Raw genomic sequence first — 25,887 nt, 5'->3', positions numbered from 1 at the left:
TCTAAAATCTAAAATTCCTAGACATCAGGGAATAAAACTTGTCTAATCTTCTCTACATCCCCTGGAGCAACGGTAACAATGGCTCGCTTATACAGGGGCTTAAAACCAACAAATTTCCCAACACGGCGTTTTTTACGTGGTGGCACTGCGGTATTGACTTTTACAACCTTAACTTGAAATAAGTCTTCGATCGCCGCCTTGATTTCTGGCTTAGATGCTTTTGGAGTTACTTCAAAGGTGTATTTATTCTGCTCCATTAGGATCGTCGCTTTCTCCGTAACAATTGGGCGACGCACTAAGTCAGCTAGGTCGCGGGGGTCAAAGCTAGGCACTGTAGACCTCCTGAATTTTTTCTAGGGCTGATGTTGTAAGCACAATCTTGTCAGCGTGCAGTAAATCGTAAACATTTAACTGGTCAGCTGCAATTACCTTTAAGTTTTCGATGTTGCGGGCTGACAAATAAACGTTTTCTGGAAATTCAGACAATATTAATAATGTCTTATTTTCTGGTTCTGCTCCCCAACGAGCCAATGCTGCTACCAAATCTTTGGTTTTTGGCCGCGATAGCTGTTCGCTAAATTCTTCCACCACAATCAAATCGCCAATACGGTCGACGAATGCTGTTCGCAGTGCTAAGCGCCGTTCTTTGCGGTTCATTTTCAGGTTGAAATCTCTGGGTTTGGGCCCAAAAATTACACCACCACCACGCCATAATGGCGAACGAATCGATCCAGCACGAGCGCGACCGGTGCCTTTTTGCCGCCAAGGCTTGCGTCCGCCGCCTCTAACTTCTGAACGAGTCTTTGTACTGGCAGTTCCTTGACGAGCGTTGTTCAATTGCCGTACTAGAGCGCGGTGTACAATATGAGACGCCGTTTCCTCTTTGGCAACTCGCAACTCAAAGCTCGTCTGGCCGACTTCTTCTCCTTGCCAATTTTTAACTACACTTTCAACCATTTTTAGTCCTTAGTCATTAGTCATTAGGAGCCACTGGGTTGCGGGGGTTGCCCCGTTGAAACAAGTGGCGTTCATTAGTCATTAGTCATTAGTCCAAATGTTGACCGTTGACTATTGGCTAGTGACTACTTACCAACTTTCTTTGCAGGTACAACATTTACTAAAGCGCCTGGTTTGCCAGGAATGGCTCCTTTAATTAGCAATAAGTTGCGTTCTGGGTCTACTCGCACTACAGTCAGCTTGCGAATTGTGACGCGGCTACCGCCTAAACGCCCTGCCATCCGCTTACCTGGATAGACACGACCGGGTGTAGTACCAGCACCAATGGAACCAGGCGCTCTATGGTTTTTAGAACCGTGTGACATCGGCCCCCGACCAAAGTTGTTGCGCTTCTGGTTGCCCGCAAAGCCGCGACCTATACTTGTACCGATTACATCTACAATTTCACCTGCACTAAAAATATCTGCTTTAATCTGTTGACCTAAAGCATAATCGCTAGGGCTATCGGTGTGATACTCATTTAAATGACGTAATGCTGGGGCAGATGATTTAGCTAAGTGACCCAACAATGGTCTGTTTAATGCCTTTGGTTTGACTTCGCCATAACCAACTTGAATGGCGGCGTAACCATCGGTTTGTTTTGTTTTAACTTGTGTAACAGTGCATGGCCCTGCTTGGATAACGGTGACAGGAATGGCTACTCCTGCCTCGTCAAATATTTGGGTCATGCCCAGCTTGGTGCCGAGAATACCTACAGACACAGTAACTGGTTCTCCTTTCTACTTGCTGACCTTGGAATCCGACTCTAGAGGACACGCTTTGTACGTGTCGGTTTAGGCTACAGCCTGGGAAATTTGGAATGGCCTCAACCACTCCAAATATTTTGGGACACAACAAACCGTGTCCGTACTGCTTGGCGAATCTGTTTAGTTTCACTCACGCGATCGCCATAACAGCCACAAGTCTCTTCCCTTTGGGAAGGAGTAACTTCTGGAATGAATGCAAGGCGCTACAGCTTTAAGCTGTGTGCAGCAATGCTTTTATTCAAGCAATTGCTGTGGCACTTTTAGCAGGCAGCGTTGCCGCTGGGTTTTCGATTTGTATCTGCCCAAAGAACGGCTTCCCTGAGATTGGCGACTGCCTTGTTGCAGTTGGACTTAAGTGGTTTTTACCACCCAGTATCCATTGACTGAGCCAGTATTAGTGAATCAGTTTTTAGTTTCCTAAACACCTTAAACAAAAGTTTAAGATTTTGCCTTTTTTTTAGGGGCTTACGAGTCAATTTAGTCTGAAGCTGAGGATTAGCTTTGCTTTTTCCTTCACAAGCTCCAATGTTAACCTAAAAGCTTTATTAGTTTACCAGCCTATGAACAATCTTTCGTTAAATTATCATCTTTAAATTGACTAATCAGCCTTTGATGGTAACACTATTTCAGAATGACATAAGTTCGGCAAGCTAATTTGCACGTTTGGTCACAATCTAATAATATAAATCATTTATTTATGATTGTCCAGTAATTTTTTTGGAATTGGGTATGGAGGCATAAGGGAGACAAGGTAGACAACGAGAGAAGTTGGAGCAAAAGAAGTCTACGCTCCAACTTCTCCTAAAGGAGATGCTGCGCGAACGGAGGAAAAAAACAATAACTTTTAAGTCCTCATTCAACGGTCAACAGTCAACAGCCACTGTTTGAGCAATTCCCAAAAAAATGCTCTATCTATCAGTTCACGGTAAATAATAGAGATATCTAAGTGGGATAAGACAACAATCAATCTATGGCACTAATTACCACTGGCAACGCTTTAATCCGGGATCTGGAAAAATTTGGCGCTCTTGGAGTGTATGTACCTCTGGAAGGAGGTTATGAAGGTCGCTATCAGCGCCGACTTCGTGCGGCTGGCTATACTATGCTGCACATTACTGCCAAGGGACTGGGCGACGTAGCTGCATATCTCACAAGAGTTCATGGAGTCAGACCTCCCCATCTGGGCAAAAAAAGTACTGGTAGCGGTGCAGCGGTAGGTTATGTATACTATGCTCCACCAATTCTTGATACTCATTTAGAACAGCTACCACCAAAGTCAAAGGGGCTGGTGTTGTGGATTATTGAAGGAAATATTCTTTCCGATCAGGAAATCGAATATTTAGCCAATTTGCCTAAACTAGAACCACGGGTGAAAGTAGTCATTGAAAGGGGTGGCGATCGCGCTTTTCGTTGGACTTCTCTAGAAAAGACTCTGTTAGCTAGTTAGCAGTTACAAAAGACAAAGTTAGGAGTGAGGAGTGAGGAGTTAAAAATTTCTAACTGATAATTCCTAACTCATAACTCCTAACTCATAATTCTCTCAACATTTCAATAGTGCTAATCCGAAAACCACAGGATGCAAACAAGCGCCGCGATGCCTCGTTTGCATTTGCTGTATCTAGCCTAATTTGCTTGATGCCCATTTGAGAAAAGCGTTCCACTGCTTGTATTATCATTTGTCGCGCAATTCCATTTTTTCGATATTCTGACTCAACCCAAATATCGTGGATAAAAGCAAATTCTTGTAACCGATAAATTGGGATTTCTTGCTCAATTGTCGCCACTAAAAACCCTATAAGTTGTGCTTGGTTTTCGGATACTAAAAATACACTGCGCTCGCTATTAGCCAACCGCGTTAACCATTTTTCATAGCGCTGTTCTGGATGCGTTAAAAAACCGTATTTGGCAGAATCCCAAAACTCATGCAAAGCACAAATTTTGGCAACCATTGGTAAAACTGCGGGTACGTCACCTGTGGAAGCGGGGCGAATCAGCATAATGGAAAATTTTGGATTTTGGATTTTAGATTGCGAATATTTTGGTATCTCTACATTTTCTCAAGCTATAGCAGTCATAAATGAAAAAGTGAAATTTTGCTTTTCAGGCTGTTAACACTTAACATTCAACAGCCACTACTGATATTTTTCACAATTCTAATAGGATTGCTATCTCTCAAGTTTCTAATCTTGTTGGTGAGCAAATTTATAACCACCCCAGAGAGAAAGAGCGATCGCGGCTACTAACAAAATCGGTATGCTATACCAAGGAAACTGAGACAAGGGTAAATGAGCAGCTGCACGCAGCCCGATGCTGGCGTAGGTTAGTGGTAACAAATAAACTACAACTTTCAGGGCTGCTGGTAATGTACCAGGGTCAAAGAAGGTCGCTCCTAAAAAAGACATGGGGATAATTATAAAGTTGTTGTAGAGTCCGACTGATTCGAGCGATCGCACACTCAACCCGACAATCACACCTAACCCAGCAAAGACAGCACAATTGAGTACAACTAAAGCTAGAAATAGAGGATTCAGAAAATTCCAGTTTCCAGTCAATAGTAGCGCTACTAAAATCACCGAACCAGATGTCATCAACCCCCGCACTACTCCCGCCAGCATTTTGCCGATGTGTAATGCTAACGGATGTATGGGAGTTAACAATAATTCCTCAAAAGTTTTGCTAAATAATCTGTCTCCACAAATGGAAAATGTCGTGCCACCAAAGCTAATGGTCATTGACGATAGCGCCACCATCCCTGGTAATATAAATTCTAAATAGTTGTCATAGTTACCACTAATTGCTGAGCCGGGTTTGATGGAACTACCCAAACCTAAGCCAAAAGCTAAAATATATATCAGTGGAGAAATTAAGCCTGATGCAGCAACTTGCACAACCCTCACACGTAAATCTAGCCAATCTCCCCAAAAAATAGTTAGACTATCAGCTAGGAGAATTTGAAATTGCGAAGTTTTGAACCTCTTGCCCGATAATAGCGCTCTTTGAAATTTCACTTGCTTTTAGTTAAGTATTGAAATTGTATTCAAAGTTAATTTACATTGTTTTATACATCAAATACTAGGGGTAATAAAAATCTCTCTAACTAAAAATTTGTCATGTAAATCGCTAATAAAAATTTATTAATTCTAAAATAGATAAAATTACTAGCTAGTTAATGCAAATGAAAACTGTAACCAACCAACATTGAAATTACATTCAAACATTTAAAGAATTTGCTATTTTTGTCATTTAACAAGAAAATTGCCAAAAACTCCCAAACAATTAGAGTTAAAACTAGGCATACTAAAAAAGGTAGAAAAATTTAGACTACTCCTGCTAATTGACGTGAAGGTGATTAAGCAACAATGAGACGTAAATCGACTGGTAGATCTGCTACTACTTCTAAACCCTCTAATTTCCAATCCCCAATGTTTAACCTCTTCACTATTGCAATTATGGGAGGGGTGTTGATTTTGGGAATTGGCATTGGCATTGCTTTTAGTTCTACAACCACATTGGCGCCATCAAATGTCGCTTCCCGTGAATTTATTGATACCAAAGCACCGAACCCTGAGATCTGCGTGCAGTATGGAGCCAGTGCTATGGTGATGGACGCTAGACTGTTCGTGACTCTCAACCCGTTCAATGTCTATGTTTCTCAGCCGAGTATGCGTCCTGGATGCGTGATCCGACAAAATAACTGGGCACTTTTAGAGCAACGTAAACTGGTGACATCTGACCAGGTAAGAGATTGCAAGAATCGCTTAAATACCTTTGGCTTTACAGGTAATTTGGACAGTGATAACCCTGATATCAGATGCATATATCAGAATGAAGCTGCTCAAAACTTCTTCACAGCTCAACCAGGAGCAGTTGGAACACCTCAGGAAACGGATAGATTTTAAGATTTGGGTATGGGGCATGGGGCATTTGTCTCCCTTGCTTCCTTTGCTCCTCTACTCCCCACTCCCTACAGACGCGTAGACGCTCGAAGAGCGGCTTCTCGTAAGAGTATAATCGCGTCTCTACCTACTTTTAGGAAGAGGTTGGCCAAACTCAATAACTTGAGGGTTAGGGACGTTGGGGGCTGTTGGTACTGGAAATTCAGACACACCGAAAGTAGGAACGCTATTCAATGTACTGGGTTGATTTGGGAAAGAAGGAGGGGGAAGAATAAAACTGGGCTGTTGAGTCGGTGCATTGGGGGTTAAGGGAGGTACAGTTACAAAGGGTTGACTTGAGTTAGTGGTAGTTGTTGAGGGCAGTTGACGCGATACAGGTTCAATTGTCAGTAAGGGCGGTTGTGAGTTAGGAGTAAGTACGGGTAGGTTATTAGGTAGTTGGAAGTTAGTAGTATTTACGGGCGGCTTTTGAGGTGGTTTTTTGGCTGAAGGTGCTAAGTTTGCTGGTTTTACCGCAGTAGTTTTACCAGAAATAACAGGACGTAATACCCAGCGAGTGGGGTTTTTTCGAGAAACTGGTTGCAGTTTTACCTGGTTGGGATTTAAAACAGTTCCGGGCGCTAAATCTAGAACAATGCGTGTAGCATTTTCATTGAGCTGAGAAACACGAATACTTTTGATGACACCAGAGTAACTTTGTTGGGTGGTAACAGAACCTAACTTAGTATTCGGTAAATCTACAACCAAGCGAGGTGGTTGGGCAAGGTAGAAATAATGAGGGGTCGTGGCTGTTGAGACAGTGATTTCGAGTTGCTGTGTTTTCGGAGAAAAGCGCCAATTATCTAATTTTGCCACTGGTGTAACAGCAATGCTGGAAGCTTCAAGGGCGATCGCTGCATAAAAACCAAATACACTCAAGCTAAGTAGCTTTTTGCTCCAGTGGCAATACCATGTCTTTAATCTCTGAGACATTCTTAATTATGCCTTCAATATTGAGTTCTGAGGAATTTCTAGTATAAGCTAAGAATTAAATTATACTTTTAACTTTTTATTCCTCACTTGTCACTATAAATATATACACTTACTTGTGTTTTAAGTAAGTGCGATCGGGTGCGTAGGCTAAACGTATGAAAAAGTGAGTCGGGAGATGGGGAGATTAGAAAAAAGCTTCCCACACTCACCATCCCCTATGCCCTTTTAATGGCTGTTCGACTTCTGAGATTTTTCCTGAACTTTTTCTGGCACAGCAGTAAATTTTAGAGTTTGTGGAATGCCATTGAGGGTTAATTGCCCTGGTATAACACCTGTGTTGACTAGTTGCATTTGAATTGTGACTGAGTTGAAAGCATCTTTCTGGGACTGAGGGATATTGCAAAGGATTGATGTGTTAACTTTCCCGGATAAATTTAACTGTTGATTTTTCAATATGCCTATGAGAGAATGCTTTTCGTCAATATCGGCGTTGGCGTTTGTTGGTAATACAGAGCCATTTAAGTAAATACCTGACTGCTCAATGTTTAATGTCAGAGTGTCTGATTTTTCACAGTTGGGCAAATTTTCAGCTAGTGTTAGACGATAGCGATCGCTAACTAAAGGAGGAGCTTTAAGATTGTTTTCTCCATAAGCGGTTACGGTTTTAAACAGCAGTAGCACTGAACTGATGGCTACTCCATAAAAAGCTAAGGATTTCAAGTTGAAATGATTCATAATTTCAATTCCTGAGTTGTTGGCTCTTGAGTACTAACTTCAGGAAGCACGGAAGCCAGATGAGCAGTGACTTGACTGTAGCGACGGGTAATCAGCAGGGAAGAACGACATTGGATGGCTAATTGGTCTGTATATCTTCCCAGGGTTTGACGCTCAATACCCCAAGTGCGACTGGTACCAGCGATTGTCAGATCTACATTTTTCGAGGCTTCGACTACGGCTTGAATGGGATCTGAAGCTTGGACAACTTTGATTTCTATGCGATCGCGTACACTAGTTGGTAATTGCTCCATCATCGTGTCAAGTTCGTAACTCAATTCATCCTTGAGGCGATTTTCTGGTAAAACGTGTAAAACCTGCAACATACAAGTTTCATGGTTGATTAGCAGCCTTAAAGCAAGTATTAATGCTAAATCATCATGGATGTTTGCAGAATAAGGCACTAACAAACTTTCTAATCGCTCGCTTCCCCGGTCTACAAATACTGCTACATCCACTGGTGCAGTGGTGAGAATTTGACCGACTCTTCCCCCTAAGCGGTTGCTACTAAAGGCTGGGCGATGCCATCCTACGAGAATTAAATCAACTTCGTCTAGCGCAGCAATTTGGGCTGTTTCCCGTGCAACATTGCTGGATGTACGGACGATGGGATGCACGTAAGAGCGTGTTTCTGGAGGTTCGAGAGTATTAATTAATTCTTCTAACTGCTGGCGGCGCTGAGCGATTAATCGGTCTGCTTCAACTGGAGTACTTTCAAAGGCATAGTCTTCTTCAAATTCAATCAAGCTGAGGGGATGCACAACAGCTGGTTGTCGATAGTTGAGAGCAATGGCTACTGCTAACTGTACTAAACCTTTTTGGGAATTCGGATTAGCCACTGGTACTAAAATCCGGTAGGGATGAGTGTAAGTTTTTTGTTGAGCAGTAGTATCTTCTCTATCTAAATCTATTTCACCTTCTGCTTCTGATTCCGTTTCTACAACATCTAATCTGATTAGTTTTTTCGGATACGTCCATTCCAACAGTGGCGAGGTCATAAATGTAGTTACCAGTGCCATAATTACCAGCATGGTAAATACTAAAGGAGAAATCACTCCTAACTCCAGACCGATATTTAGCACTATCAACTCAGTTAAACCGCGAGTATTCATTAACCAACCGAGTGCCGAGGCTTCGCGTTTATTAATGCCACTAACACGAGCTGCGATATAAGTGCCAAAATATTTACCTGCGATCGCTACTGCCAAAACCAATGCACACAATAGCCATAATTCTGGACGATTCAGCAAACCAATCTGCGTCCGCAAACCACTGTAGGCAAAAAATATTGGCAGCAAGAATATCAGGACAAAATCTTCGGTTTTTACTGCCAATTCCCGCACTAAATCTTCATTTTTGGGCATTGCTGCTCCTAGTAAGAATGCCCCAAAAATTAAGTGAATGCCTATTAATTCGGTGATTAATGCGGATGCAACCACTCCCATATAAATCCCAGCTAAAAGCAATTGGCTGAGGCGTCCCGCACGCTGGTAATGTTTGGCAAGACCTTGGAGGAACCAACGTCCTACGGTCAACATGAAGCCGATGTAGACTATGCTCTCAATAATTGTGGGTATTGCACCAGCAAAATCGCCAGTGCGGGCTACAGCTATTGCTACTGCTAATAAACACCAAGCTGTGACATCATCCACCGCTGCACAAGTTAAGGCTAATGTTCCTAAGCGGGTTCCTTGTAAATTATTCTCAGTAATGATTCGTGCCAACACTGGAAAGGCAGTAATCGACATCGCCGCGCCCAAAAATAAAGCGAAGGCGGTAAACGATACACTAGCGTTAGAAACCAGGGGATAAAGCACCACTGCTAGTAATGTTCCTAAGGAAAAAGGTACCAAAATACTGACATGAGAAGTCAAAACTGCCACTTCTAGCTGACCGCTGAGGTATTTTGGATTTAGTTCTAACCCAATCAGAAACATGAAAAATATTAGTCCCACCTGAGACAAAACATTTAGGAAAGGAATAGTTTCTGGTGGAAATAAGGTAACTGCTACGTGGGGAGCTAGTAAACCAAATAAAGATGGCCCAAGCATAATCCCAGCGACAATTTCACCAATTACCAGCGGTTGCTTTATCGAACGAAATCCTAGCCCTACTAGTCGTGAAAGTCCAATAACAATCAGTACCTCAACCAGAACGAGAATAACTGTGTGCATGGTTTCCTCAAAAGTAACTATCTGGTTTCCCTAAGATAATTGTTTAAAACACTAGAAAATGTCAACCCCTGCTCTTACCGATAGACTACACAAACTAGAAATTCCAAATTCCAAATTCAGGGATTAACACCTGCATAAATCAATTTATAAGCTTCTAACTTTAATTATGAATTACGAACTATAGGTCAAATTTTTAAAATACACTCAAGGTTAATGTCTACTGATTTGTGATGTCAGTTGCTGTTAGTTTAAGATTCGGGAAAATGAGGTACTGAGGGTTAGAAGAGAACAAGGATAATAACTCCAAACTCTTGTACAGACAAGGTTTAATCGCGTCTCTACTGCTAACTTCTCAGTCAACACTCAGTGCTTTGCTACAGTTACTATCAGGAATTAATTCTTAGTTGTCTATAGAGATGTGCTTAAACGGTAAATTTTTCATAGCTTGTACCGTGCAATAAAAAGGCAACCAAGGGTGATGCCATGAGTGTAGTAACTACAGCCATAATAACCATAATAGTGAATAAAGTGGGGGTAATTATACCTTGCTCAAGACCAATATTGAGAATGATTAACTCCATTAAACCGCGAGCATTCATCAGCGCGCCGATAGTTGCTGATTCCCGCCAATTTTCTCCTGCTAATTTTGCTGCCAACATACAAGCAATGCCTTTACCGATAATTGCGATCGCTAAAATTAAGAGGGTAATTCCCCATAATGCAGGCGTGTTTACTAGTCCGATTTGTGTATTTAATCCAGAAAAGACAAAAAATATCGGCAGCAAAAAAGAAGTGGTAAAAAACTCTGTATATTGACGAATTTGTTGAGCAAATTCCCCGCGTGGTGTTACGGCTCCTAACACAAATGCGCCAAATATTGCATAGATACCTGTGATATCAGTAAACCATGCACAAAACATCAAAACTATCAAGAATAAAGTCAAAGTTTGTCTACTCACACCTCCATCACGTTTTGTCATGTTTGTGAAGGCTTTAAGTAGACGTTGCCCGATAAAAATTGCAAATAAAACATAACAAATGCCACCACCAATTGCTAATATAGCGATGTTGATGGAATTTTTCACGCTGGCAAGGACGATCGCCAATAAACACCAAGCAACTCCATCATCTACCGATGCTGCGCCTAAAGCCAAAGTCCCGAAGCGAGTTTGGGCAAGTCCGCGTTCGTAAAGAATACGAGCTAACATTGGAAAAGCGGTGATTGTCATCGACGCACCTAGATATAAAGCCGCTGACCAAGGCAGTACTTTTGGTTGAAAGAAATTGCCATTTTGGTATAAAAAAACAGAAGCGATCGCTCCTAAAATAAAAGGGGTAATAATTCCGGCAGCAGATAATAAACCAGCACTTTTGATATGGTGTTTCAAGAGTTTGGTATTGAACTCTAAACCAATCAAAAACATATAAATTGCTAACCCAATTTGGCTGATGGCATATAAAATCGACATCGATGGATTGGGTATTTTGTCTCCTAAAGCAGTGATAATCGGCAACTTAGGAAATAACCATTGCTGAAAATTTGGTGCAATCAAACCTAGAAGTGATGGGCCTAGCATGACACCTGCAATCATTTCGCAAACAACATCAGTTTGACCAAGATAGCGGCGTCCTAAAATTGTAATTATGCGACAAGTGACTAAAATTACTGTTAGTTGCAGAAATAGCTGAATAACCAGATCGAAATTTGACATTGTACTTTATTAAGCAGAAATTAAATCTGAGTAAGGTAGATAATAATACAGATATATTTTTTAGCACAGTAATGTCTATAAGTGCCAAATTGAATACAAAGTAGGGGCGCACAGCTGTGCACCCCTACGATTATCTGTATTCTATTGTGTTAAAAATTGCTCTAAAACACGGCTAGAGACACAAGTATTTAGAAATGTAGATAAAATGTAACTATTAACAATTAAAAATTACAACCACTCTCCACCACGGAAACGCCAACGGAGAAATATAATTCGCATTATGCTTTGGGAGCTAATAAAAACCGCTAGCCAGACGATGGTATAGTGTAATAAAAAATCTGTTAGTGACAGTTCTTCCTTTGGCAAAGGTATTGGTAAAAACCCAAACAGTTTAACTCCACAGAACACAAAGAATAATTCCCAAATACCAGCTAAAAGTTGATAAACTGCTGGCCAATCTCTGTCCCAGCGGAATTTTTGGAGATAGTTATAAAGCACATCCCAACCCAAGCCAAAGACGGCGACATAACCAAGTATCCAAAAATAAACTGAGTTAGCACCCGAACCAATTAAACCCATTGCAAAGGGTAAAGATACGAGTACGCCTACAGTTGCAAGTAATAATAATCGAGTTTGCCAACGGCCAAATAAAGTTGGTGTCATAGGAATAATTTTAGATTTTAGATTTTAGATTTTGGATTGAATCTAAAATCCAAAATCTAAAATTGGCATGGTTTCAGGTAGTAATTAAATCTAGAGAATGGTATTTTGTAATCGCATCCCAATTTATGACATCTTCTAACAAAGCTTGATAACCTAGTGTATTGGGATGAAGTCCGTCATGACTCAAGCGTTTGAGCCGCCAAATTTCACCGCGTTCCATCCATATATCAAAAATATCTAAATAGGGAATTTGCCGTTTCTGACAAGCAATGCGCGTTGCTTCTTTGTAACGGTACTGATCGGCATGATTATAGTAAAAGCAATCTAAAAATGGCATCTTCGCTTCATCTACTGGCACCATGCCCACAAATAACACAGGACAGAGTTGTTGTGCCAAATCTAGCAAAGAAGCGATTTCCTTTTCAAATACGGTAAAATCTGTGTAACTTCGCCCATCGTGACGCGCCAAACGAGCTGAGTCGTTCACGCCTACTGATAAAATAATCAAGTCGGGAACGCGATTTCGCAGTTCGCCGCGATGGCGAAACTCAACTTCTAACCTTTGGGCTACCTGTTGCGTGCGATCGCCCCTTACACCTAAATTATAAAGAACGTGACCTGCACTATCAGGCAACATCCACCATCGCCGTAGTTGCTCAATCCATCCGCCTTTTTCCGGGTCGCCAAATCCATATATTAAGCTGTCTCCCAGTGCGACAATCTTCTTTGGCTGAAAGTGTTTTGGTGGTACAGACAGCTGCATTGAGGAAGATGCTGAAAATGTTTGCATTTAAGAACTATATTTTATATCTTTTCAAGATTCTATACATTTCTATACCATACATGGCGATCTTGAAAGATCCAAACATCTATGTAGTTGCAAAGTTAAACCTATTAGAAAAAAGGACGTTGCTAAATTAAGGGATGATTGAGGCTGACACGGGGACACGGAGACAGGGGGACGCGGGGATTATGGTCGATGCAAATTCCAAAATCATCCCGCAATAATGCAACGCCGACAAATAGACCGTTTGTAGAGACGCGATGAATCGCGTCTTGACCCAAGGATGTGTTGCCATCATTAATTAAATTGGTATTAATATTGCCGCAGTTGAGCCTCAGAAGATCAACGTCGAGCCTCAGAAGGTCAACGTCGAGCTTCAGAAGGTCAACGTCGAGCCTCAGAAGATCAACGTCGAGCCTCAGAAGGTCAACGTCGAGCCTCAGAAGGTCAACGTCGAGCCTCAGAAGGTCAACGTCGAGCCTCAGAAGGTCAACGTCGAGCCTCAGAAGGTCAAATGTTGAGTTTAGAAGTTGAAAAGCGTAGGCGATGTCTACGACGGGCTACGCCTACGCACGAAGTTTCAGGTTATTTTAGGTATGAGGGGGCGATTAGATTTGCCGAATGAGTGTAAGAATCAAACTGCAGAGGACGCAGAGAACACAGAGAAAGAGAGAAGAGAGAGGGTTAGCATATCCTTGCTCTTAAGCAAGCCAGCAAGAGTGTCTTGTAGAGAAGCTTACCGAAGCGATCGCTGTAATATGGCTTTACAATAGGCTAATTTTTGTCAACTGTGGTTAGGATAAGTCACAGGTGTAAAAGTTATCTCTATCACTAGTAAAGATGAGTCTTGACCTTGTAGTTAATGCACTTAAGAGTATTGCTAAACCTGGGGCTTCTTGGGTTATTAATCAAGCTCAACGTAATGAAACTGTAGTCAGAACTTTAAAACAATTCAATTTTGACCCAGTACAACCACCGAAAGATGTTGATGGTGTTTATGTTTACTCATTAATTGAGTATGGTGTGGGTAAGCCGGAAGTGATTTTGAATCTTTTTCGAGAAAAAGAGATTAAATATGCTTTTTGGAGTGCTTATACTTCTAATAATCCCCTGGGTTTCTACAAGGAAGTAGAAAAGTTTTTGCAGGGTAAGGATTCAGAATTTGATATTCGATTGATGAGAATTGAACTGCGATCGGAGTTAGAGGAGTTTGGAGAAACTTTTATTAAAGTTGCTAAAACAACTAAATCCAGAGATTTTGAACCTTTCCCAGAATGGAATTTAGATGAATATCCAGCGGAATTTAAATCCTTAATTAGAGAAAAAATTCGCTCATTTTGCGGACGTAAGTTTGTTTTTGAGACATTTAAACAATTTACCGAGAAACATCGCAATGGTTACTTTACAGTGGTGGGTGATGCGGGAATGGGAAAAAGTACCATTGCTGCTAAATACGTCTGGGACAATAAATCACCATGCTATTTTAATATTCGTTCCGATAATCGCAATCGACCTGAGCTATTTCTTGAAAGTATTCGCAAACAATTAATTAAGCGTTACCAGTTGCAGAGTGCTGAAAAGGCTAATTTAGCAGATTTACTAGAACAGGTTAGTAAAAAGTTTACCGCAGGGGAGTGTCTTGTAATTGTGGTTGATGCTTTGGATGAAGTAGAACAAAAATCAGGAGGAAATCTTTTAGATTTACCACCATCACTTCCTGAACGAGTCTATTTTATACTAACTAGACGACCATATACTATAGATAAAAAACGGTTTTCTGCACCAGATGTCCCGGTAGAAGAGCTAGATTTAAGGAAAAGTAATATTAATTTGAGTCGTGAAGATATTAAAGAGTATATTTGGTTCTTTTTGAATGCCGATAAAGACTATAAGGACGCAATTAAACAATGGATCCAAAACCTCAATATTTCTGATAAAGATTTTGTAGAGCAGGTAGCAACTAAAAGTGAAAATAATTTCATGTACCTGCGCTATATTTTGCCAGGAATAGCTCAAGGTAAATATAACGATCTAAATTTAAAGCAATTACCTGATGGTCTACAAGACTATTATCAAGTTCATTGGATACGGATGGGCATGGATGAAAAACTCCAGGATATAAAGGTATTTATCCTGTTTATTTTAGTGGAGATTGGCACACCAATTACCTGTGAAATGATAGCAGCGATCGCTGAACGAGATGAAGATAATGTGCAATCAGTTTTGGATGAGTGGGTTGAGTATTTAAAGCCGCAGGATTTAGAAGGAGAAACCTGTTATAGCATCTACCACGCTAGTTTTTTAGATTTCTTAAAAGCAAAACGGGAATTAAATCCCAAACGTAAGCCATTCCAAGAAGTTAATCAACGCATTGCAGACTACTTTGTAAGGAAGATGGCGTGAAATGGGAGAACTTGCAGACAAATTAGCGGCACAAAATCCTGCTTTTCAACGTGCTTACTTGGGTAGTTTAGCTCCAAATTTGGTGAAGTCGGGAAAGTTGGAGAAGTATTACGCAACTCTGACCGATTTTGATTTCATAAATGCCAAGATTAATCATCCTGAGTTTGGGGTACAGCCGCTAATTGAAGACTATGATTTGATTGATGATGCAGAGACATTAAATTATCCAGAATACAACTCTGAAAAAATCAAAAGTCTAAAATTGATTCAAGGTGCATTGAGACTGTCAGCCCATATTTTAATAACAGATAAGCAACAATTAGCGAGTCAATTGCACGGACGGTTACTAAATCAGAAAGTACCAGAGGAGATTCAGGCATTATTGACACAAATAAAGCAACAGACTACTGCACCTTGGTTGCGTCCTTTAATATCTAGCTTAACTTCTCCTGGGGGAAGTCTACTTCTCACTCTTACAGGCCATAGTGGTGAAGTAAAAGCAGTAGCCCTTACCTCAGATGGCAAACGAGTGATTTCTGGTTCATATGACTGTACACTTAAGCTCTGGAATCTGGAAACTGGAGAGGATAAGCGTACTTTCTACGGTCATCGCGACTTAGTAACAGCAGTAGCCATCACACCCGATGGTAAGCACGTGATTTCTGGTTCATATGACTGTACACTCAAGCTCTGGAATCTGGAAACTGGAGAGGATAAACGTACTTTCCGCAGTCATAGTGACAGGGTAACAGCAATAGCCGTCACCCCTGATGGTAAGCGGGTGATTTCTGCTTCAGATGACGGCATACTCAAACTCTGGAATCTAGAAACTGGGGAGGATGAGCATACTTTTGAGGGTCATAGTGGGTCGGTAAGTACAGTAGCGCTCACTCCCGATGGCAAGCACGTGATTTCTGGTTCATATGACTGTACACTCAAGCTCTGGAATTTGGAAACTCGCAAAAATAAGCGTACTTTTGAGGGTCATAGCGGGTCGGTAAATGCAGTAGCCCTGACCTATGATGGCAAGCACGTGATTTCTGGTTCCGATGACAAAACACTCAAACTCTGGAATCTCGAAACTAATAAAAATGAGCGTACTTTCCACATTCATAGCAGTCCGGTAACAGCAGTAGCCTTCGCCCCGGATGGCAAGCATGTGGTTTCCGCTTCAGATGACGGCATACTCAAACTCTGGAATCTGGAAACATACTTACGTCAAAATAAAATCCCACCTCTACAGCCTCTACTTTTTGGCTTTAACTGGGCGATTGGTAAACTATTTAAAGACAATTCCAAAGCTGGGGAAGATGAGCGTACTTTTCATGGTCATACCAATTTGGTAACAGCAGTAGCCTTGACCTCTGATGGCAAGCAACTCATTTCTGCTTCATTTGACAATACACTCAAACTCTGGAATTTGGAAACTGGCGAGGATGAACGTACTTTCTACGGTCATAGTGGCTCAGTAAATGCAGTAGCCCTAACCTCTGATGGCAAACACGTGATTTCTGGTTCAGGTGACAACACGCTTAAACTCTGGAACCTGGAAACTGGCAAAAATGAGTGTACTTTCCACGGTCATAGCGACTGGGTAACAGCAGTAGTCCTTACGCCCGATGGTAAGCATGTGATTTCTGCTTCATGGGACAAGACACTCAAACTTTGGAATCTGCAAACTGGGGAAGATAAGCGTATTTTCCACAGTCATAGCGGCTCTGTAACAGCAGTAGTCTTTACCCCTGATGGCAAGCAGGTTATTTCTGGTTCCGATGACAAGACACTCAAACTTTGGAATCTAGAAACTGGCAAAGATGAGCGTACTTTCCGCGGTCATCGTGACTTGGTAAAAGCTGTAGTCCTCACCCCTGATGGCAAACAGGTGATTTCAGCTTCATGGGACAACACACTCAAACTCTGGAATTTGGAAACTGGCGAGGATGAGCGTACTTTTTACGGTCATAGTGACTCAGTAAATGCAGTAGCCCTCACTTCTGATGGCAAGCAGGTGATTTCTGCTTCACGTGACAAAACACTTAAACTTTGGAATCTAGAAACTGGCCAGGATGAGCGTACTTTTCACGGCCATAGCGGTTCGGTAGCAGCAGTAGTTCTCACCCGTGATAGCAAGCATGTAATTTCTGCTTCATCTGACAACACACTTAAACTCTGGAATCTACAAACTGGAAAAGAAATTGTCACTTTTACAGGAGAGTCTCCATTTCGTTGCTGCGCTCTTGCTTCAGATGGAGTCACAATTGTTGGAGGCGAAAAATCAGGTCGAGTGCATTTTTTGCGTCTTGAAGGGATAGAAGGGGGATAAGGGCAGAAGTCATTATTATCTGCCAAAAATTTCATCAACAGTAATCTTGACATCGGGGAAAGCTTGAATTGATAAAGTTTGACCCCTAGTGAACTTTTGCATCAGTTGATATGCTGCGGCTGTTGGTTGTTGATAAACTGCCACAATTTCCTCGTTAATATCTACTAACCAAACTTCAATAATGTTAGCTTCTGCATATAAACGAATTTTCTCTTCCCGGTCATATAAGATAGTCGAATCAGACACTTCAATTAATAAAAGAATATCCTGGGGTTGGGGGTGTGCTGTGGCGTAGAAATCATCACGGGGTTTGAGTAATGCCACATCCGGCTGAGGTTCTGAGTTATTGTTCAACGCAACTGGATTTTGAGCAGCAACTATAACGCGTTTCCCCAAAAGCTGCACCAAAAAATTAACTAGTCGATTTACACAAGCAGCGTGTTTTGTCCCAATCGGCGACATTTCAATAATTTCTCCCCGAATCAATTCCACTCGGTCATCCTCTTTGAGAATCCCGGACTCAACCATTTTATGATATTGGTCAACTGTGAATTTCCGTCTTAGTAATTGCACAGACATAGCTACCTCAACTACTGCTTATTTAATTATTCTTCAAAAAAAGAGTAGGAAATAAAGATGATGCAATTCTTTTTTAATCACAATAAGATAAAGAGCGATCGCCTTGACACCAAAGAGCGATCGCTTAAACTCTAATTTCTAAATTTCTCCCCCACTCTTGTACAGACAAGGGTTCATCGCGTCTCTAGTTCCTTTTTCAACTTAGCACTGTTGAAATAGCTCTGTAAAACTTTTCGGCGCTACTTCAGGTTTAGCTACAATCTCGACAATTTTATTGCGTGCAGCTGGCTCAAACAGCGCCTCAACGCTAACTTTGGCGACTTTTTGCCGAGGAATGCTACCGTCAAACAGGGTATCAGCACCCTGCATCACAATGGAGTCAGTATTATCTTCATTCTTTAAGCCACCAGGCCGCACAATTGTATAGGTCAGACCACTTTTTTGGATGTATTCTTCAGCTTGCTTTTTCCACACCAAAATCAGCCAAAACAAATTCAGTGGATGGAACAGCAAAGAAGTACACAAAGAAGAAACAAAGACAAAATGCTCAATTCCCTTGGCCTTAGCAGCATCGACTAAATTTTTCGTCCCTTCAAAATCCACTTTATAAGGGCCAGTGGGGTCAAAGCTAGGTTTTGCCCCAGTCGCAACCAACACAACTGTGCTATCTCCCAAAGCAGCAGTTAGAGTTTCTGGTTGTAACACGTCGCCTACTACTAACTCGGCTTCAGGAGACAGAATACCCCTAGCTTTTTGTATATCCCGCACCAACGCTCGGACGGGGATATTCCGCGCTACCAATTCTTGCACGATCAGGCGACCTGTTTCACCTGTTGCCCCTGCTACAAATGCTTTCATAAGAAATGCTATCCTGGGAAACTATTGTGTGCTTGTTCAGTTCTTTATTTTAGTGATTCTATGGAGCTGATGGCAGATTCTTGAGGTTTCTGTCAAAATAGGATATTTGTGCGAAACTACCCAAGTCGGCAGGGAATTATTAATATAGACAAACGCCAAAGTATACAGTGATGTATTTATGCTTTTAAGAGACGGCGAATACCAATCCTTGGAAATAACAGAAACAGTTTTACCAGTAGCATCCAGCCAAGAAGAAGCAAACGAGACATTAACACAACCAAATGCAGCGACGCTCACAAAATTTTATGGTCGTTATCAAGACTGTATGGAAATGTTTGCTCCAGCAGTCAAGGTTGCTGAGTACCTGAATTCTCACAATTTGTGGTTTTCGCGTTGCGCTGAACCCATGAAGGTGCAACCGTTGGGGGAAAATGGCTATGCCTTAGTAATCGGTCGTTTTGGTTCCTTTGGTTATGAAGTAGAACCGAAAATTGGTTTGGAATTATTACCTCCAGATGAGGGTATTTACCGCATCCGCACAATTCCCATTCCTGATTATCAACCGCCTGGTTATGACGTAGATTACCGAGCATCCCTGAGGTTAACAGAAAACGCGGCAAGTGATGTTTCTACTGATATTGCCGAGGTGACCAAAGTTGAATGGGAGTTGGATTTAGTAGTTTATATACACTTTCCCAGGTTTATTCAGCGATTACCCAAGTCTTTAATTCAATCTACAGGCGATCGCTTACTCAATCAAATCGTCCGCCAAGTCTCCCGCCGCTTAACTCGCAAAGTCCAAGAAGATTTTCATCAATCTTTGCAAATACCCTTTGGTGTTAATTCCAAGAAAAAGCGGTGAGTTAATCGATTTTTGGATTTTGGATTTATTTCAACCACCAAATGTGGAACATAAACCAAAAAAATCTAAAGTTGCTAGTCAACGGTTGTTTGTCCCTTGTCATAAACTAATGACAAAGGACAAATGGCTAGTTAACTATGCTTGAGTCAGAATTTTTTGGACAATTTGTACCCCACTCACAGCCTGCCAAACAAAAAGCCCTAAAAGGGTGAAATTTAAGATAATGTGAGTTGCACGCGCCCAATTTGCTCCTTTTTGCATATAGGGAGACAAAGCCGCGGAAAATGCAATCAGACCTGTCATACCTAAGCCTGCTAGCAGGTGAGGCCCTACAAATAACTTGCCATTATTGATGTAAGTGACAGCCATCCCTCCAATTGCGCCTGTCACCATCAAAGCTAGGAGTATAGACCCGATTTGATAATGTCTGACGTTATATCTACCTTTAACTAGTTCTTTCTTTTCTTCCCCCTGAGCATTTCTGGTACGCTGTACTTGCAACCCCAAATAGGCGGCATAAATCGAGACTACTAATAGCGCCCACATCATCAGCGGATGAAAGAAGTTCAGCCAATATTTCACCGACGGAGAAAGTTCCAGACTCATCGTGCCCTCGCCCAAGTATTAAATCTTCATAAAAATTAGCATAACTCTATTTTCTGTGCTTAAAGTTGCACAAATTAAATAAGAAGTCAGAATTCATTATTCAGGATTCAGAAGAAAGTAGAGGCACTCGCTTGGGCTTGTTTTGGCTTAAGCTGAATTTTGAGGGTAGACGAATCAAACTTCCCTGTGTGGGATTTCATCGATGATTGAAAACAACGATACTTTGCTGCTGAAAGCTGCTAAAAGTGGGGATATTAAGGGGCTGTGTGCGCTACTAGCTGCTGGTGCGAAGGTGGATGCGTGCGATCGCCAAGGTACTACTGCGTTAATGTTTGCTGCTAATTTGGGCTATACGGAAATTGTGCGATCGCTCTTGGATGCTGGGGCAAATATCAATTTAAAAAGAAAACTCTATGGTTTGACTGCTTTGATGTTAGCAGCTAGCGCCAAACAACTTGACATTGTGCAACTTTTAGTATCTAGAGGCGCGGATGTCAACGCCACTAATGAAGATGGCAGCACAGCTTTAATGGCAGCAGTAGTTAAAGGTCATGTGGATGTAGTACGACTTTTGTTAGCTGCTGGTGCAGGAGTGGACATCGCCGATAAAGATGATGATACGGCTTTAAAGTTGGCAGTTAAGCACAGCCACGTAGAAGTTATAAAAGCAATTCTCCAAACTGGTATAGATGTCAATGTCCCAGATGAGGATGGTGAAACACTGTTAATGTTAGCGGCAGATTTAGGACATCTGGAGATTGTCCAAGCACTGTTGGCGGCGGGGGCTGATGTGAAGGCGAAAAACGCTGGTGGTGGAACTGCGTTATCAGCGGCCGCAGCGGCGGGACATAGTGCGATCGCATCTGCTTTACTAGATCGAGCCGAAATTAATCTCCAAGACCAAGATGGTGAAACTGCCTTACACCTTGCCGCTTTGGAAGGTTACATTGATGTGGTGGAAGTGTTAGTTAATAAAGGTGCGGATGTCCAAATTAAAAACCACCTTGGTGACACACCATTGCTAGTTGCAGCCTTGCAGGGACACAGCAAAATTGTGGAAGCACTGCTGCGTTCTGGCGGAGATATTAATGGAAAAAACCTCGGTGAATTACCTTTGACCCTGGCTGCATCACAAGGGCACACCCAAACGGTGAAAGTATTGCTTGACTATGGCGCTGATGTGAATATTCCAGCAGATGATGGCAAAAGTGCTTTGATTAAGGCAACTGAACGCCAGCACATAGAGGTAATAGAAATCCTCTTAGCAAAGGGCGCAGATGTAAATTTTCAAGACTCAGCGAAAGCAACAGCATTGATGTGGGCTGCTTCAGCAGGTCATGGAGAGATTGTGCGGTCATTAGTTCAAGCTGGGGCAGATTTGAATTTGAAAAACCGAGGCGGTTACACTGCTTTGATGATTGCAGAATTTAATGGTTATCAGAATATTGTGCGGAGTTTGCAAAAAGCTGGGGCGCAGGAATAAGGGCAGGGGAGGCTCTTGAGGCAGGGGAAAAGGTTAATGGTTCGACAAGCTCACCAACCGGGAAAAGGGAAAAGGAATAAATTTAATCTTTCCCCTTACCCCTTTCCCTTACCCTATGCTCTGTTTGCCCTATAGCCCAAAATTCTGATGCTCTGATTATTTTTAATAAAGTATTGTTACAAAGATATTGACAAAGTATTCAATCAAGGTTATTTACTTAAATACCAACAAGGTTTACAAAAAACCAAAGTTGAGCAAATTACATTATCGCGTTTGGCTAGAGCGCGAAATGTTTACAGACGGATAGCGGGTCTCATGCTTCCTGTGAAGTAAGAAATAAATTCCTGAATTATTCTAGGGATTAGACAACAGAAACTAAAAAAAGCAAAAATCCGTCGCAGCTGTTGTGAGCTTGCTGCAACGGATGAAGGAAAAATTAAAACGCCGAGATGGAGCAGGGAAAATGCTTGCGCCACAAGGATAGAAAGCGAGCAAAAATCAAGAAGGGAAGTTACCTTAATTACTTTGTAGCTTTTACCTTGTACCTTTTACCCGGTCTCCCCCTCGGCGTTTCCTACTGTGCTAGATGTGCAAAATATATAGTTTTTATTTAATAAGAAAAGTATTGTAAACATCATTTTTCATGTATAATATTAGACAGAAAACCTAAGCTAGTAATCAAAAAAGCTTGATTTGTGAGTATTTGGGCGATCGCTACGGAAACTCCCAGAGAATATAAATAAAATATTAAATTTAGTAGAATCACTGTATTCAGAAAGAACAAGGCTAGAAAAACAGGCAATAGTTGGATAACCCATAGATAAATCAAGAGTCTGGTAGGGTGTCTGAGGCTGGCGCGATAACACACCCTACAAAACTTTTAGTTGCAGCGGGTTATGGCAATGGCAAAGGTAAGAGAGTTTCTGCAAAATCTAAAATCATGTTAGTTTTGGATTATCTCGATCTAATAGCAGCATAGTTCGTTTTATAAATAGGCAGCGTTTCTTTAGCTTGTGCAGAAACAGAACTATTTTCTGGAATAGCTTCTAATAAATTAATAGCTTGCTTCCATTTATCTTTTGCTTGCTGACGAGTTACTCGTGAATGAGGCGAATTTTGTACAAAGAACGTAGCTTCTATTCCTAGCTTTTGGGCTGATTTTAAGTTGTTAACTGCTATTTTTTCACTTAAGACTATTTTATTGATAGCGTTATAGTTAGTCTGATAATGAGTTAGTTTATTCTTTGCTTGCTCAGAAACTGATGTTTTAGGGGGAATGCTATTTAATAACTTGATTGCTCGATCCCATTTAGTTTCTGCTTGTTGCCATACTTGTAGAGAATGTGGTGGTTTTTGAGCTAGAGAAGCTGCTTCCATAGCGAGTTTTTGAGCAGATTTAAAATTAGCGATCGCTTTTTGTTCTGGAGTTAAATTTCTACTTTCTAATTGGGGATTTTGGTTTTGCGTTTGCCGACTGCAAAAACCTAATAATAATAGACTTGAGACTAGAAAAAAAGCGGAAATGACTATTTTTGGCGTTGGGATTTTTATGTAATTTTCTAATTCGTTGCTAACAAGTAATTTTTTAGTACTTTGCTGTTCTATCTTTTTTAGGGCTTGTTCTGCTTGCTCTCTTAAAGAGTCACCTTGAATAATTAAAGTAGCAATCTGTTCTTGAAAAACATCACAATCATTCAAAATATCTGTTAATTCTTGAATTTTACCATCACTTGATATAATTAATTCATGGTCATCATCCAACCACTCTAAGGTAAATCCAGATTTCCCGCAAAAAGCAGATATTCCTAGTAAAATAGTTAGCAAGCTATGACTAGTTTTAATAGTATTAAAAATATAATTTAACTTTTGTTTTAATTGTAATAATTCTTTTTGGGAATTAATGATTTTTTGAAGTTGATACTCTAATTTTTTCGAGTTGTTAAAGGCTAAGCTATGTTTTAAGTTTTCAGCGATTGCTTTAAATTTACAGGGTAAACTGACATGATGACAGTCAGAATTAAGTTGGTTTACCAATTGAACATCACTGAGAATATCAGCTGCTAAGGCTTGCAAAAAATAGCCCCATTCAATCCAGGCATCAATTTTTTTTCCTAAATCAATTAATGAAAGTTTAGTTTCCCAATTACCAAATTTTGCTGCTAGGGCTGGATCTACTAGTCCAATATGAGGTATAAACAAGCTGGCTACTATATTATTTCGAGGAAGTGTAGCGATCGCCGAATTATTGATATTACCAAATTTTAATTCCTGAATAATCAACTTTTGAATATTTCTGAGTTCTTCCTGAGCATTATTAATCAGGATAATTTGCTCCATGATTTCATGAGAATCGCCAATAGTTAGCTTCAAACTTTGAATCAATTTTGGCAATTCACTAACAAGTAATTCGAGGTTAGCCATAAATACCCCTTAGGGATTTGTCGAAAATATATGCGAAACAATTAAAATGGCTGGAGTAAGAACATAACCACGTCTATTGCCTCTGAGCTTCCTAAATGAATGACAAATTTCAGGAACTATAGAATATATAGTTCCCGCAAATCCTACTAAAGTATCAATTTCAGTTTAAAAATCCCAAAATAAAGACGAAACTACCTATTCGCTAACGTATGAATGAAGTTGATTTAGCATTTACCCCAGCACTAGAGTTAGCCCAATTAATCCGTCGTCGAGAAGTGTCACCGCTAGAGTTGGTAGAAATATATTTAGAACGCATTGGACAGTTGAATCCCCAATTAGGAAGTTATTTTACAGTCACGGCTGAAACGGCGATCGCAGATGCCAAAGCTAAAACAGAATTACTAACAACTACCTCAGAACTACCGCCATTTTTTGGTGTCCCGATTTCCATTAAAGACTTGAATGCTGTAGCTGGTGTTACCTGTACCTATGGAAATCCAGCATTAATTAACAATATTGCTAGTTATGATGATTTAGTTGTAACCAAGATTAGGCAAGCTGGTTTTATTATTCTCGGTAAAACAGCCACTTCCGAATTAGGTTCATTACCTTACACCGAACCTACGGCTTTTCCCGCAGCAAGAAATCCGTGGAATTTAGAATACACTCCTGGCGGTTCTAGTGGTGGTGCGGCGGCGGCGCTAGCAGCAGGATTATGTGCTATCGCTCAAGGTTCTGATGGCGGTGGTTCGATTCGGGGGCCTGCGGCTTGTTGTGGTTTAGTGGGACTCAAGCCATCACGGGGTAGGGTGAGTAAAGCACCCGTGGGCGAACGTCTCGCTGGAATTGCCACTAACGGGCCAATAGCGCGGACTGTGGCTGATGCTGCTGCGCTTTTAGATGCCATAGCTGGCTATGTCACAGGCGATCCTTACTGGCTGCCAGATCCCGAAACATCATTTCTCGCCGCCAGCCAAGCAAAACCCGGCGCTTTGCGAATAGCCTTTGACACGAGCATTTTTCCTTTGGGAGAAGCTGACGCTAACTGTCAGCAAGGCGTCCGAGAAACAGTCCAATTGTTAGAACAACTCGGCCATCAAGTTGAACAGAAATCTCCAGATTTCAGCGGTTTAATTGAACCATTTCAAATTGTCTGGCAAGCTGGGGTAGCGGCGTCAGGGCTTCCTATTGAAGCTTTGCAGCCTTTAAATCGCTGGCTATTTGCCCGCACAGGTTCTGTAGCTGAGTACTTGCAAGGAGTTGCCCAAATGCAGGTAGCGGCACGGCAAATTGTGGCGTTTTTCGATAGCGTGGATGTGCTGGTATTACCAGTTTATTTGCATTCACCCATTCGGGTGGGAGAATGGGCTAATCTGAGTCCTGAAGAGACATTCCAAAATATTGTTCAATGGGTTGCCCCTTGTCCGCCTGCGAATGCCACTGGACAACCAGCGATCGCCATTCCTGTAGGATTTGATAGTAAGGGTTTACCCATCAGCGTACAGCTAATTGGCAAACCGGCAGCTGAAGCCACACTCATCAGCCTAGCAGCACAAATAGAAGCAGCTAAACCTTGGATTGGGCATCGTCCAGCCTTTGCAATCTCAGCCTAAT

The 25,887-nt window shown here is 41.4% G+C and carries 23 protein-coding genes; 7 read left to right on the top strand and 16 right to left on the bottom strand.

What is annotated here, in order from left to right; translation table 11 throughout:
- Positions 1-17: 17 nt before the first annotated feature.
- The 3 genes from H6H03_RS08095 to rplC form a co-directional block, all read right to left on the bottom strand.
- The gene (locus H6H03_RS08095) at positions 18-332 is read right to left on the bottom strand and encodes a 50S ribosomal protein L23 (protein WP_190954635.1); all 315 of its coding nucleotides are present in this window, start codon (positions 330-332) and stop codon (positions 18-20) included.
- Entirely contained in the window at positions 325-957 is a 633-nt protein-coding gene (gene rplD / locus H6H03_RS08090; RefSeq protein ID WP_190954634.1) for a 50S ribosomal protein L4, read from the bottom strand. Before rplD ends, H6H03_RS08095 begins: the two co-directional genes overlap by 8 nt.
- A 125-nt stretch (positions 958-1,082) precedes the next feature.
- The gene (gene rplC / locus H6H03_RS08085) at positions 1,083-1,718 is read right to left on the bottom strand and encodes a 50S ribosomal protein L3 (RefSeq protein WP_190954633.1); all 636 of its coding nucleotides are present in this window, start codon (positions 1,716-1,718) and stop codon (positions 1,083-1,085) included.
- Positions 1,719-2,733: 1,015 nt separating this feature from the next.
- Between rplC and ndhN the strand changes: the two genes are divergently transcribed.
- Positions 2,734-3,210 carry an NAD(P)H-quinone oxidoreductase subunit N gene (gene ndhN, locus H6H03_RS08080; RefSeq protein WP_190954632.1) on the top strand — a complete coding sequence of 159 codons (477 nt, stop codon included), beginning with the start codon at positions 2,734-2,736 and terminating at the stop codon, positions 3,208-3,210.
- 82 nt (positions 3,211-3,292) lie between these two features.
- Here ndhN and H6H03_RS08075 read toward each other — a convergent pair whose 3' ends face one another.
- Together H6H03_RS08075 and H6H03_RS08070 are read right to left on the bottom strand one after the other, a co-directional pair.
- Complete coding sequence (locus H6H03_RS08075) at positions 3,293-3,760, bottom strand: GNAT family N-acetyltransferase (RefSeq protein ID WP_190954631.1); 468 nt, start codon at positions 3,758-3,760, stop codon at positions 3,293-3,295.
- Between the two features lie 183 nt (positions 3,761-3,943).
- On the bottom strand, positions 3,944-4,771 hold the full coding sequence (locus H6H03_RS08070) for an ABC transporter permease (protein WP_190954630.1): 828 nt from the start codon (positions 4,769-4,771) through the stop codon (positions 3,944-3,946).
- Positions 4,772-5,122: 351 nt separating this feature from the next.
- Here H6H03_RS08070 and H6H03_RS08065 point away from each other — a divergent pair, with 351 nt between their 5' ends.
- Complete coding sequence (locus tag H6H03_RS08065) at positions 5,123-5,662, top strand: DUF3172 domain-containing protein (RefSeq protein WP_190954629.1); 540 nt, start codon at positions 5,123-5,125, stop codon at positions 5,660-5,662.
- A gap of 120 nt (positions 5,663-5,782) precedes the next feature.
- On the opposite strand, the gene H6H03_RS08060 is transcribed toward H6H03_RS08065, so the two are convergent.
- The 7 genes from H6H03_RS08060 to H6H03_RS08030 all read right to left on the bottom strand — a co-directional run bounded on the left by H6H03_RS08060 (position 5,783) and on the right by H6H03_RS08030 (position 13,019).
- A complete protein-coding gene (locus tag H6H03_RS08060) occupies positions 5,783-6,631 on the bottom strand; it encodes an AMIN domain-containing protein (RefSeq protein ID WP_190954628.1) in 849 nt (282 codons plus the stop codon).
- Between the two features lie 225 nt (positions 6,632-6,856).
- Positions 6,857-7,366: a hypothetical protein gene (locus tag H6H03_RS08055; RefSeq protein WP_190954627.1), complete on the bottom strand. Its 510-nt coding sequence runs from the start codon at positions 7,364-7,366 to the stop codon at positions 6,857-6,859.
- Positions 7,363-9,579, bottom strand: a complete 2,217-nt coding sequence (locus tag H6H03_RS08050; RefSeq protein WP_190954626.1) for a cation:proton antiporter — start codon at positions 9,577-9,579, stop codon at positions 7,363-7,365. The genes H6H03_RS08055 and H6H03_RS08050 overlap by 4 nt, the downstream gene beginning before the upstream one ends.
- A 422-nt stretch (positions 9,580-10,001) precedes the next feature.
- Entirely contained in the window at positions 10,002-11,291 is a 1,290-nt protein-coding gene (locus tag H6H03_RS08045; protein WP_190954625.1) for a cation:proton antiporter, read from the bottom strand.
- Between the two features lie 228 nt (positions 11,292-11,519).
- Positions 11,520-11,954 (bottom strand): hypothetical protein, encoded by a 435-nt coding sequence (locus tag H6H03_RS08040; RefSeq protein WP_190954624.1) that lies wholly within the window; start codon positions 11,952-11,954, stop codon positions 11,520-11,522.
- 73 nt (positions 11,955-12,027) lie between these two features.
- On the bottom strand, positions 12,028-12,744 hold the full coding sequence (locus H6H03_RS08035; RefSeq protein WP_190954623.1) for a GDSL-type esterase/lipase family protein: 717 nt from the start codon (positions 12,742-12,744) through the stop codon (positions 12,028-12,030).
- A gap of 122 nt (positions 12,745-12,866) precedes the next feature.
- On the bottom strand, positions 12,867-13,019 hold the full coding sequence (locus tag H6H03_RS08030) for a hypothetical protein (protein WP_190954622.1): 153 nt from the start codon (positions 13,017-13,019) through the stop codon (positions 12,867-12,869).
- Between the two features lie 559 nt (positions 13,020-13,578).
- Here H6H03_RS08030 and H6H03_RS08025 point away from each other — a divergent pair.
- Positions 13,579-15,141 carry an NACHT domain protein gene (locus H6H03_RS08025; RefSeq protein ID WP_190954621.1) on the top strand — a complete coding sequence of 521 codons (1,563 nt, stop codon included), beginning with the start codon at positions 13,579-13,581 and terminating at the stop codon, positions 15,139-15,141.
- 1 nt (position 15,142) lies between these two features.
- Entirely contained in the window at positions 15,143-17,464 is a 2,322-nt protein-coding gene (locus H6H03_RS08020; RefSeq protein WP_190954620.1) for a WD40 repeat domain-containing protein, read from the top strand.
- Positions 17,465-17,479: 15 nt separating this feature from the next.
- On the opposite strand, the gene H6H03_RS08015 is transcribed toward H6H03_RS08020, so the two are convergent.
- Positions 17,480-18,043 (bottom strand): Uma2 family endonuclease, encoded by a 564-nt coding sequence (locus H6H03_RS08015; RefSeq protein WP_190954619.1) that lies wholly within the window; start codon positions 18,041-18,043, stop codon positions 17,480-17,482.
- 201 nt (positions 18,044-18,244) lie between these two features.
- On the bottom strand, positions 18,245-18,901 hold the full coding sequence (locus H6H03_RS08010; protein ID WP_190954618.1) for an SDR family oxidoreductase: 657 nt from the start codon (positions 18,899-18,901) through the stop codon (positions 18,245-18,247).
- A gap of 178 nt (positions 18,902-19,079) precedes the next feature.
- Here H6H03_RS08010 and H6H03_RS08005 point away from each other — a divergent pair, with 178 nt between their 5' ends.
- Positions 19,080-19,763: a DUF1997 domain-containing protein gene (locus tag H6H03_RS08005; RefSeq protein ID WP_190954617.1), complete on the top strand. Its 684-nt coding sequence runs from the start codon at positions 19,080-19,082 to the stop codon at positions 19,761-19,763.
- Between the two features lie 135 nt (positions 19,764-19,898).
- Here the strand turns inward: H6H03_RS08005 and H6H03_RS08000 are convergent, their stop codons facing one another.
- Positions 19,899-20,369: a DUF4079 domain-containing protein gene (locus H6H03_RS08000; RefSeq protein WP_190954616.1), complete on the bottom strand. Its 471-nt coding sequence runs from the start codon at positions 20,367-20,369 to the stop codon at positions 19,899-19,901.
- Between the two features lie 202 nt (positions 20,370-20,571).
- On the opposite strand from H6H03_RS08000, the gene H6H03_RS07995 reads away from it, so the two are divergent.
- On the top strand, positions 20,572-21,852 hold the full coding sequence (locus H6H03_RS07995; RefSeq protein ID WP_190954615.1) for an ankyrin repeat domain-containing protein: 1,281 nt from the start codon (positions 20,572-20,574) through the stop codon (positions 21,850-21,852).
- Between the two features lie 954 nt (positions 21,853-22,806).
- Here the strand turns inward: H6H03_RS07995 and H6H03_RS07990 are convergent.
- Entirely contained in the window at positions 22,807-24,273 is a 1,467-nt protein-coding gene (locus H6H03_RS07990; protein WP_190954614.1) for a hypothetical protein, read from the bottom strand.
- Positions 24,274-24,482: 209 nt separating this feature from the next.
- On the opposite strand from H6H03_RS07990, the gene H6H03_RS07985 reads away from it, so the two are divergent.
- Complete coding sequence (locus H6H03_RS07985) at positions 24,483-25,886, top strand: amidase (protein WP_190954613.1); 1,404 nt, start codon at positions 24,483-24,485, stop codon at positions 25,884-25,886.
- Position 25,887 lies beyond the last annotated feature (1 nt).

Origin of the sequence: Nostoc paludosum FACHB-159, from assembly GCF_014698835.1 — a bacterium.
In the GTDB taxonomy this organism is placed as follows: domain Bacteria; phylum Cyanobacteriota; class Cyanobacteriia; order Cyanobacteriales; family Nostocaceae; genus Nostoc; species Nostoc paludosum.
Note: the sequence above shows the minus strand (reverse complement) of the source record. Positions and strands in the feature narration are given on the sequence as shown.

Bases quoted from the DNA above. Each gene is read 5' to 3' on its own strand.
- rplD (WP_190954634.1), bottom strand. From the start codon at position 957: ATGGTTGAAAGTGTAGTTAAAAATTGGCAAGGAGAAGAAGTCGGCCAG.
- ndhN (WP_190954632.1), top strand. From the start codon at position 2,734: ATGGCACTAATTACCACTGGCAACGCTTTAATCCGGGATCTGGAAAAA.
- H6H03_RS08075 (WP_190954631.1), bottom strand. From the start codon at position 3,760: ATGCTGATTCGCCCCGCTTCCACAGGTGACGTACCCGCAGTTTTACCA.
- H6H03_RS08065 (WP_190954629.1), top strand. From the start codon at position 5,123: ATGAGACGTAAATCGACTGGTAGATCTGCTACTACTTCTAAACCCTCT.
- H6H03_RS08060 (WP_190954628.1), bottom strand. From the start codon at position 6,631: ATGTCTCAGAGATTAAAGACATGGTATTGCCACTGGAGCAAAAAGCTA.
- H6H03_RS08055 (WP_190954627.1), bottom strand. From the start codon at position 7,366: ATGAATCATTTCAACTTGAAATCCTTAGCTTTTTATGGAGTAGCCATC.
- H6H03_RS08050 (WP_190954626.1), bottom strand. From the start codon at position 9,579: ATGCACACAGTTATTCTCGTTCTGGTTGAGGTACTGATTGTTATTGGA.
- H6H03_RS08045 (WP_190954625.1), bottom strand. From the start codon at position 11,291: ATGTCAAATTTCGATCTGGTTATTCAGCTATTTCTGCAACTAACAGTA.
- H6H03_RS08040 (WP_190954624.1), bottom strand. From the start codon at position 11,954: ATGACACCAACTTTATTTGGCCGTTGGCAAACTCGATTATTATTACTT.
- H6H03_RS08035 (WP_190954623.1), bottom strand. From the start codon at position 12,744: ATGCAAACATTTTCAGCATCTTCCTCAATGCAGCTGTCTGTACCACCA.
- H6H03_RS08025 (WP_190954621.1), top strand. From the start codon at position 13,579: ATGAGTCTTGACCTTGTAGTTAATGCACTTAAGAGTATTGCTAAACCT.
- H6H03_RS08020 (WP_190954620.1), top strand. From the start codon at position 15,143: ATGGGAGAACTTGCAGACAAATTAGCGGCACAAAATCCTGCTTTTCAA.
- H6H03_RS08015 (WP_190954619.1), bottom strand. From the start codon at position 18,043: ATGTCTGTGCAATTACTAAGACGGAAATTCACAGTTGACCAATATCAT.
- H6H03_RS08010 (WP_190954618.1), bottom strand. From the start codon at position 18,901: ATGAAAGCATTTGTAGCAGGGGCAACAGGTGAAACAGGTCGCCTGATC.
- H6H03_RS08005 (WP_190954617.1), top strand. From the start codon at position 19,080: ATGCTTTTAAGAGACGGCGAATACCAATCCTTGGAAATAACAGAAACA.
- H6H03_RS08000 (WP_190954616.1), bottom strand. From the start codon at position 20,369: ATGAGTCTGGAACTTTCTCCGTCGGTGAAATATTGGCTGAACTTCTTT.
- H6H03_RS07995 (WP_190954615.1), top strand. From the start codon at position 20,572: ATGATTGAAAACAACGATACTTTGCTGCTGAAAGCTGCTAAAAGTGGG.
- H6H03_RS07990 (WP_190954614.1), bottom strand. From the start codon at position 24,273: ATGGCTAACCTCGAATTACTTGTTAGTGAATTGCCAAAATTGATTCAA.
- H6H03_RS07985 (WP_190954613.1), top strand. From the start codon at position 24,483: ATGAATGAAGTTGATTTAGCATTTACCCCAGCACTAGAGTTAGCCCAA.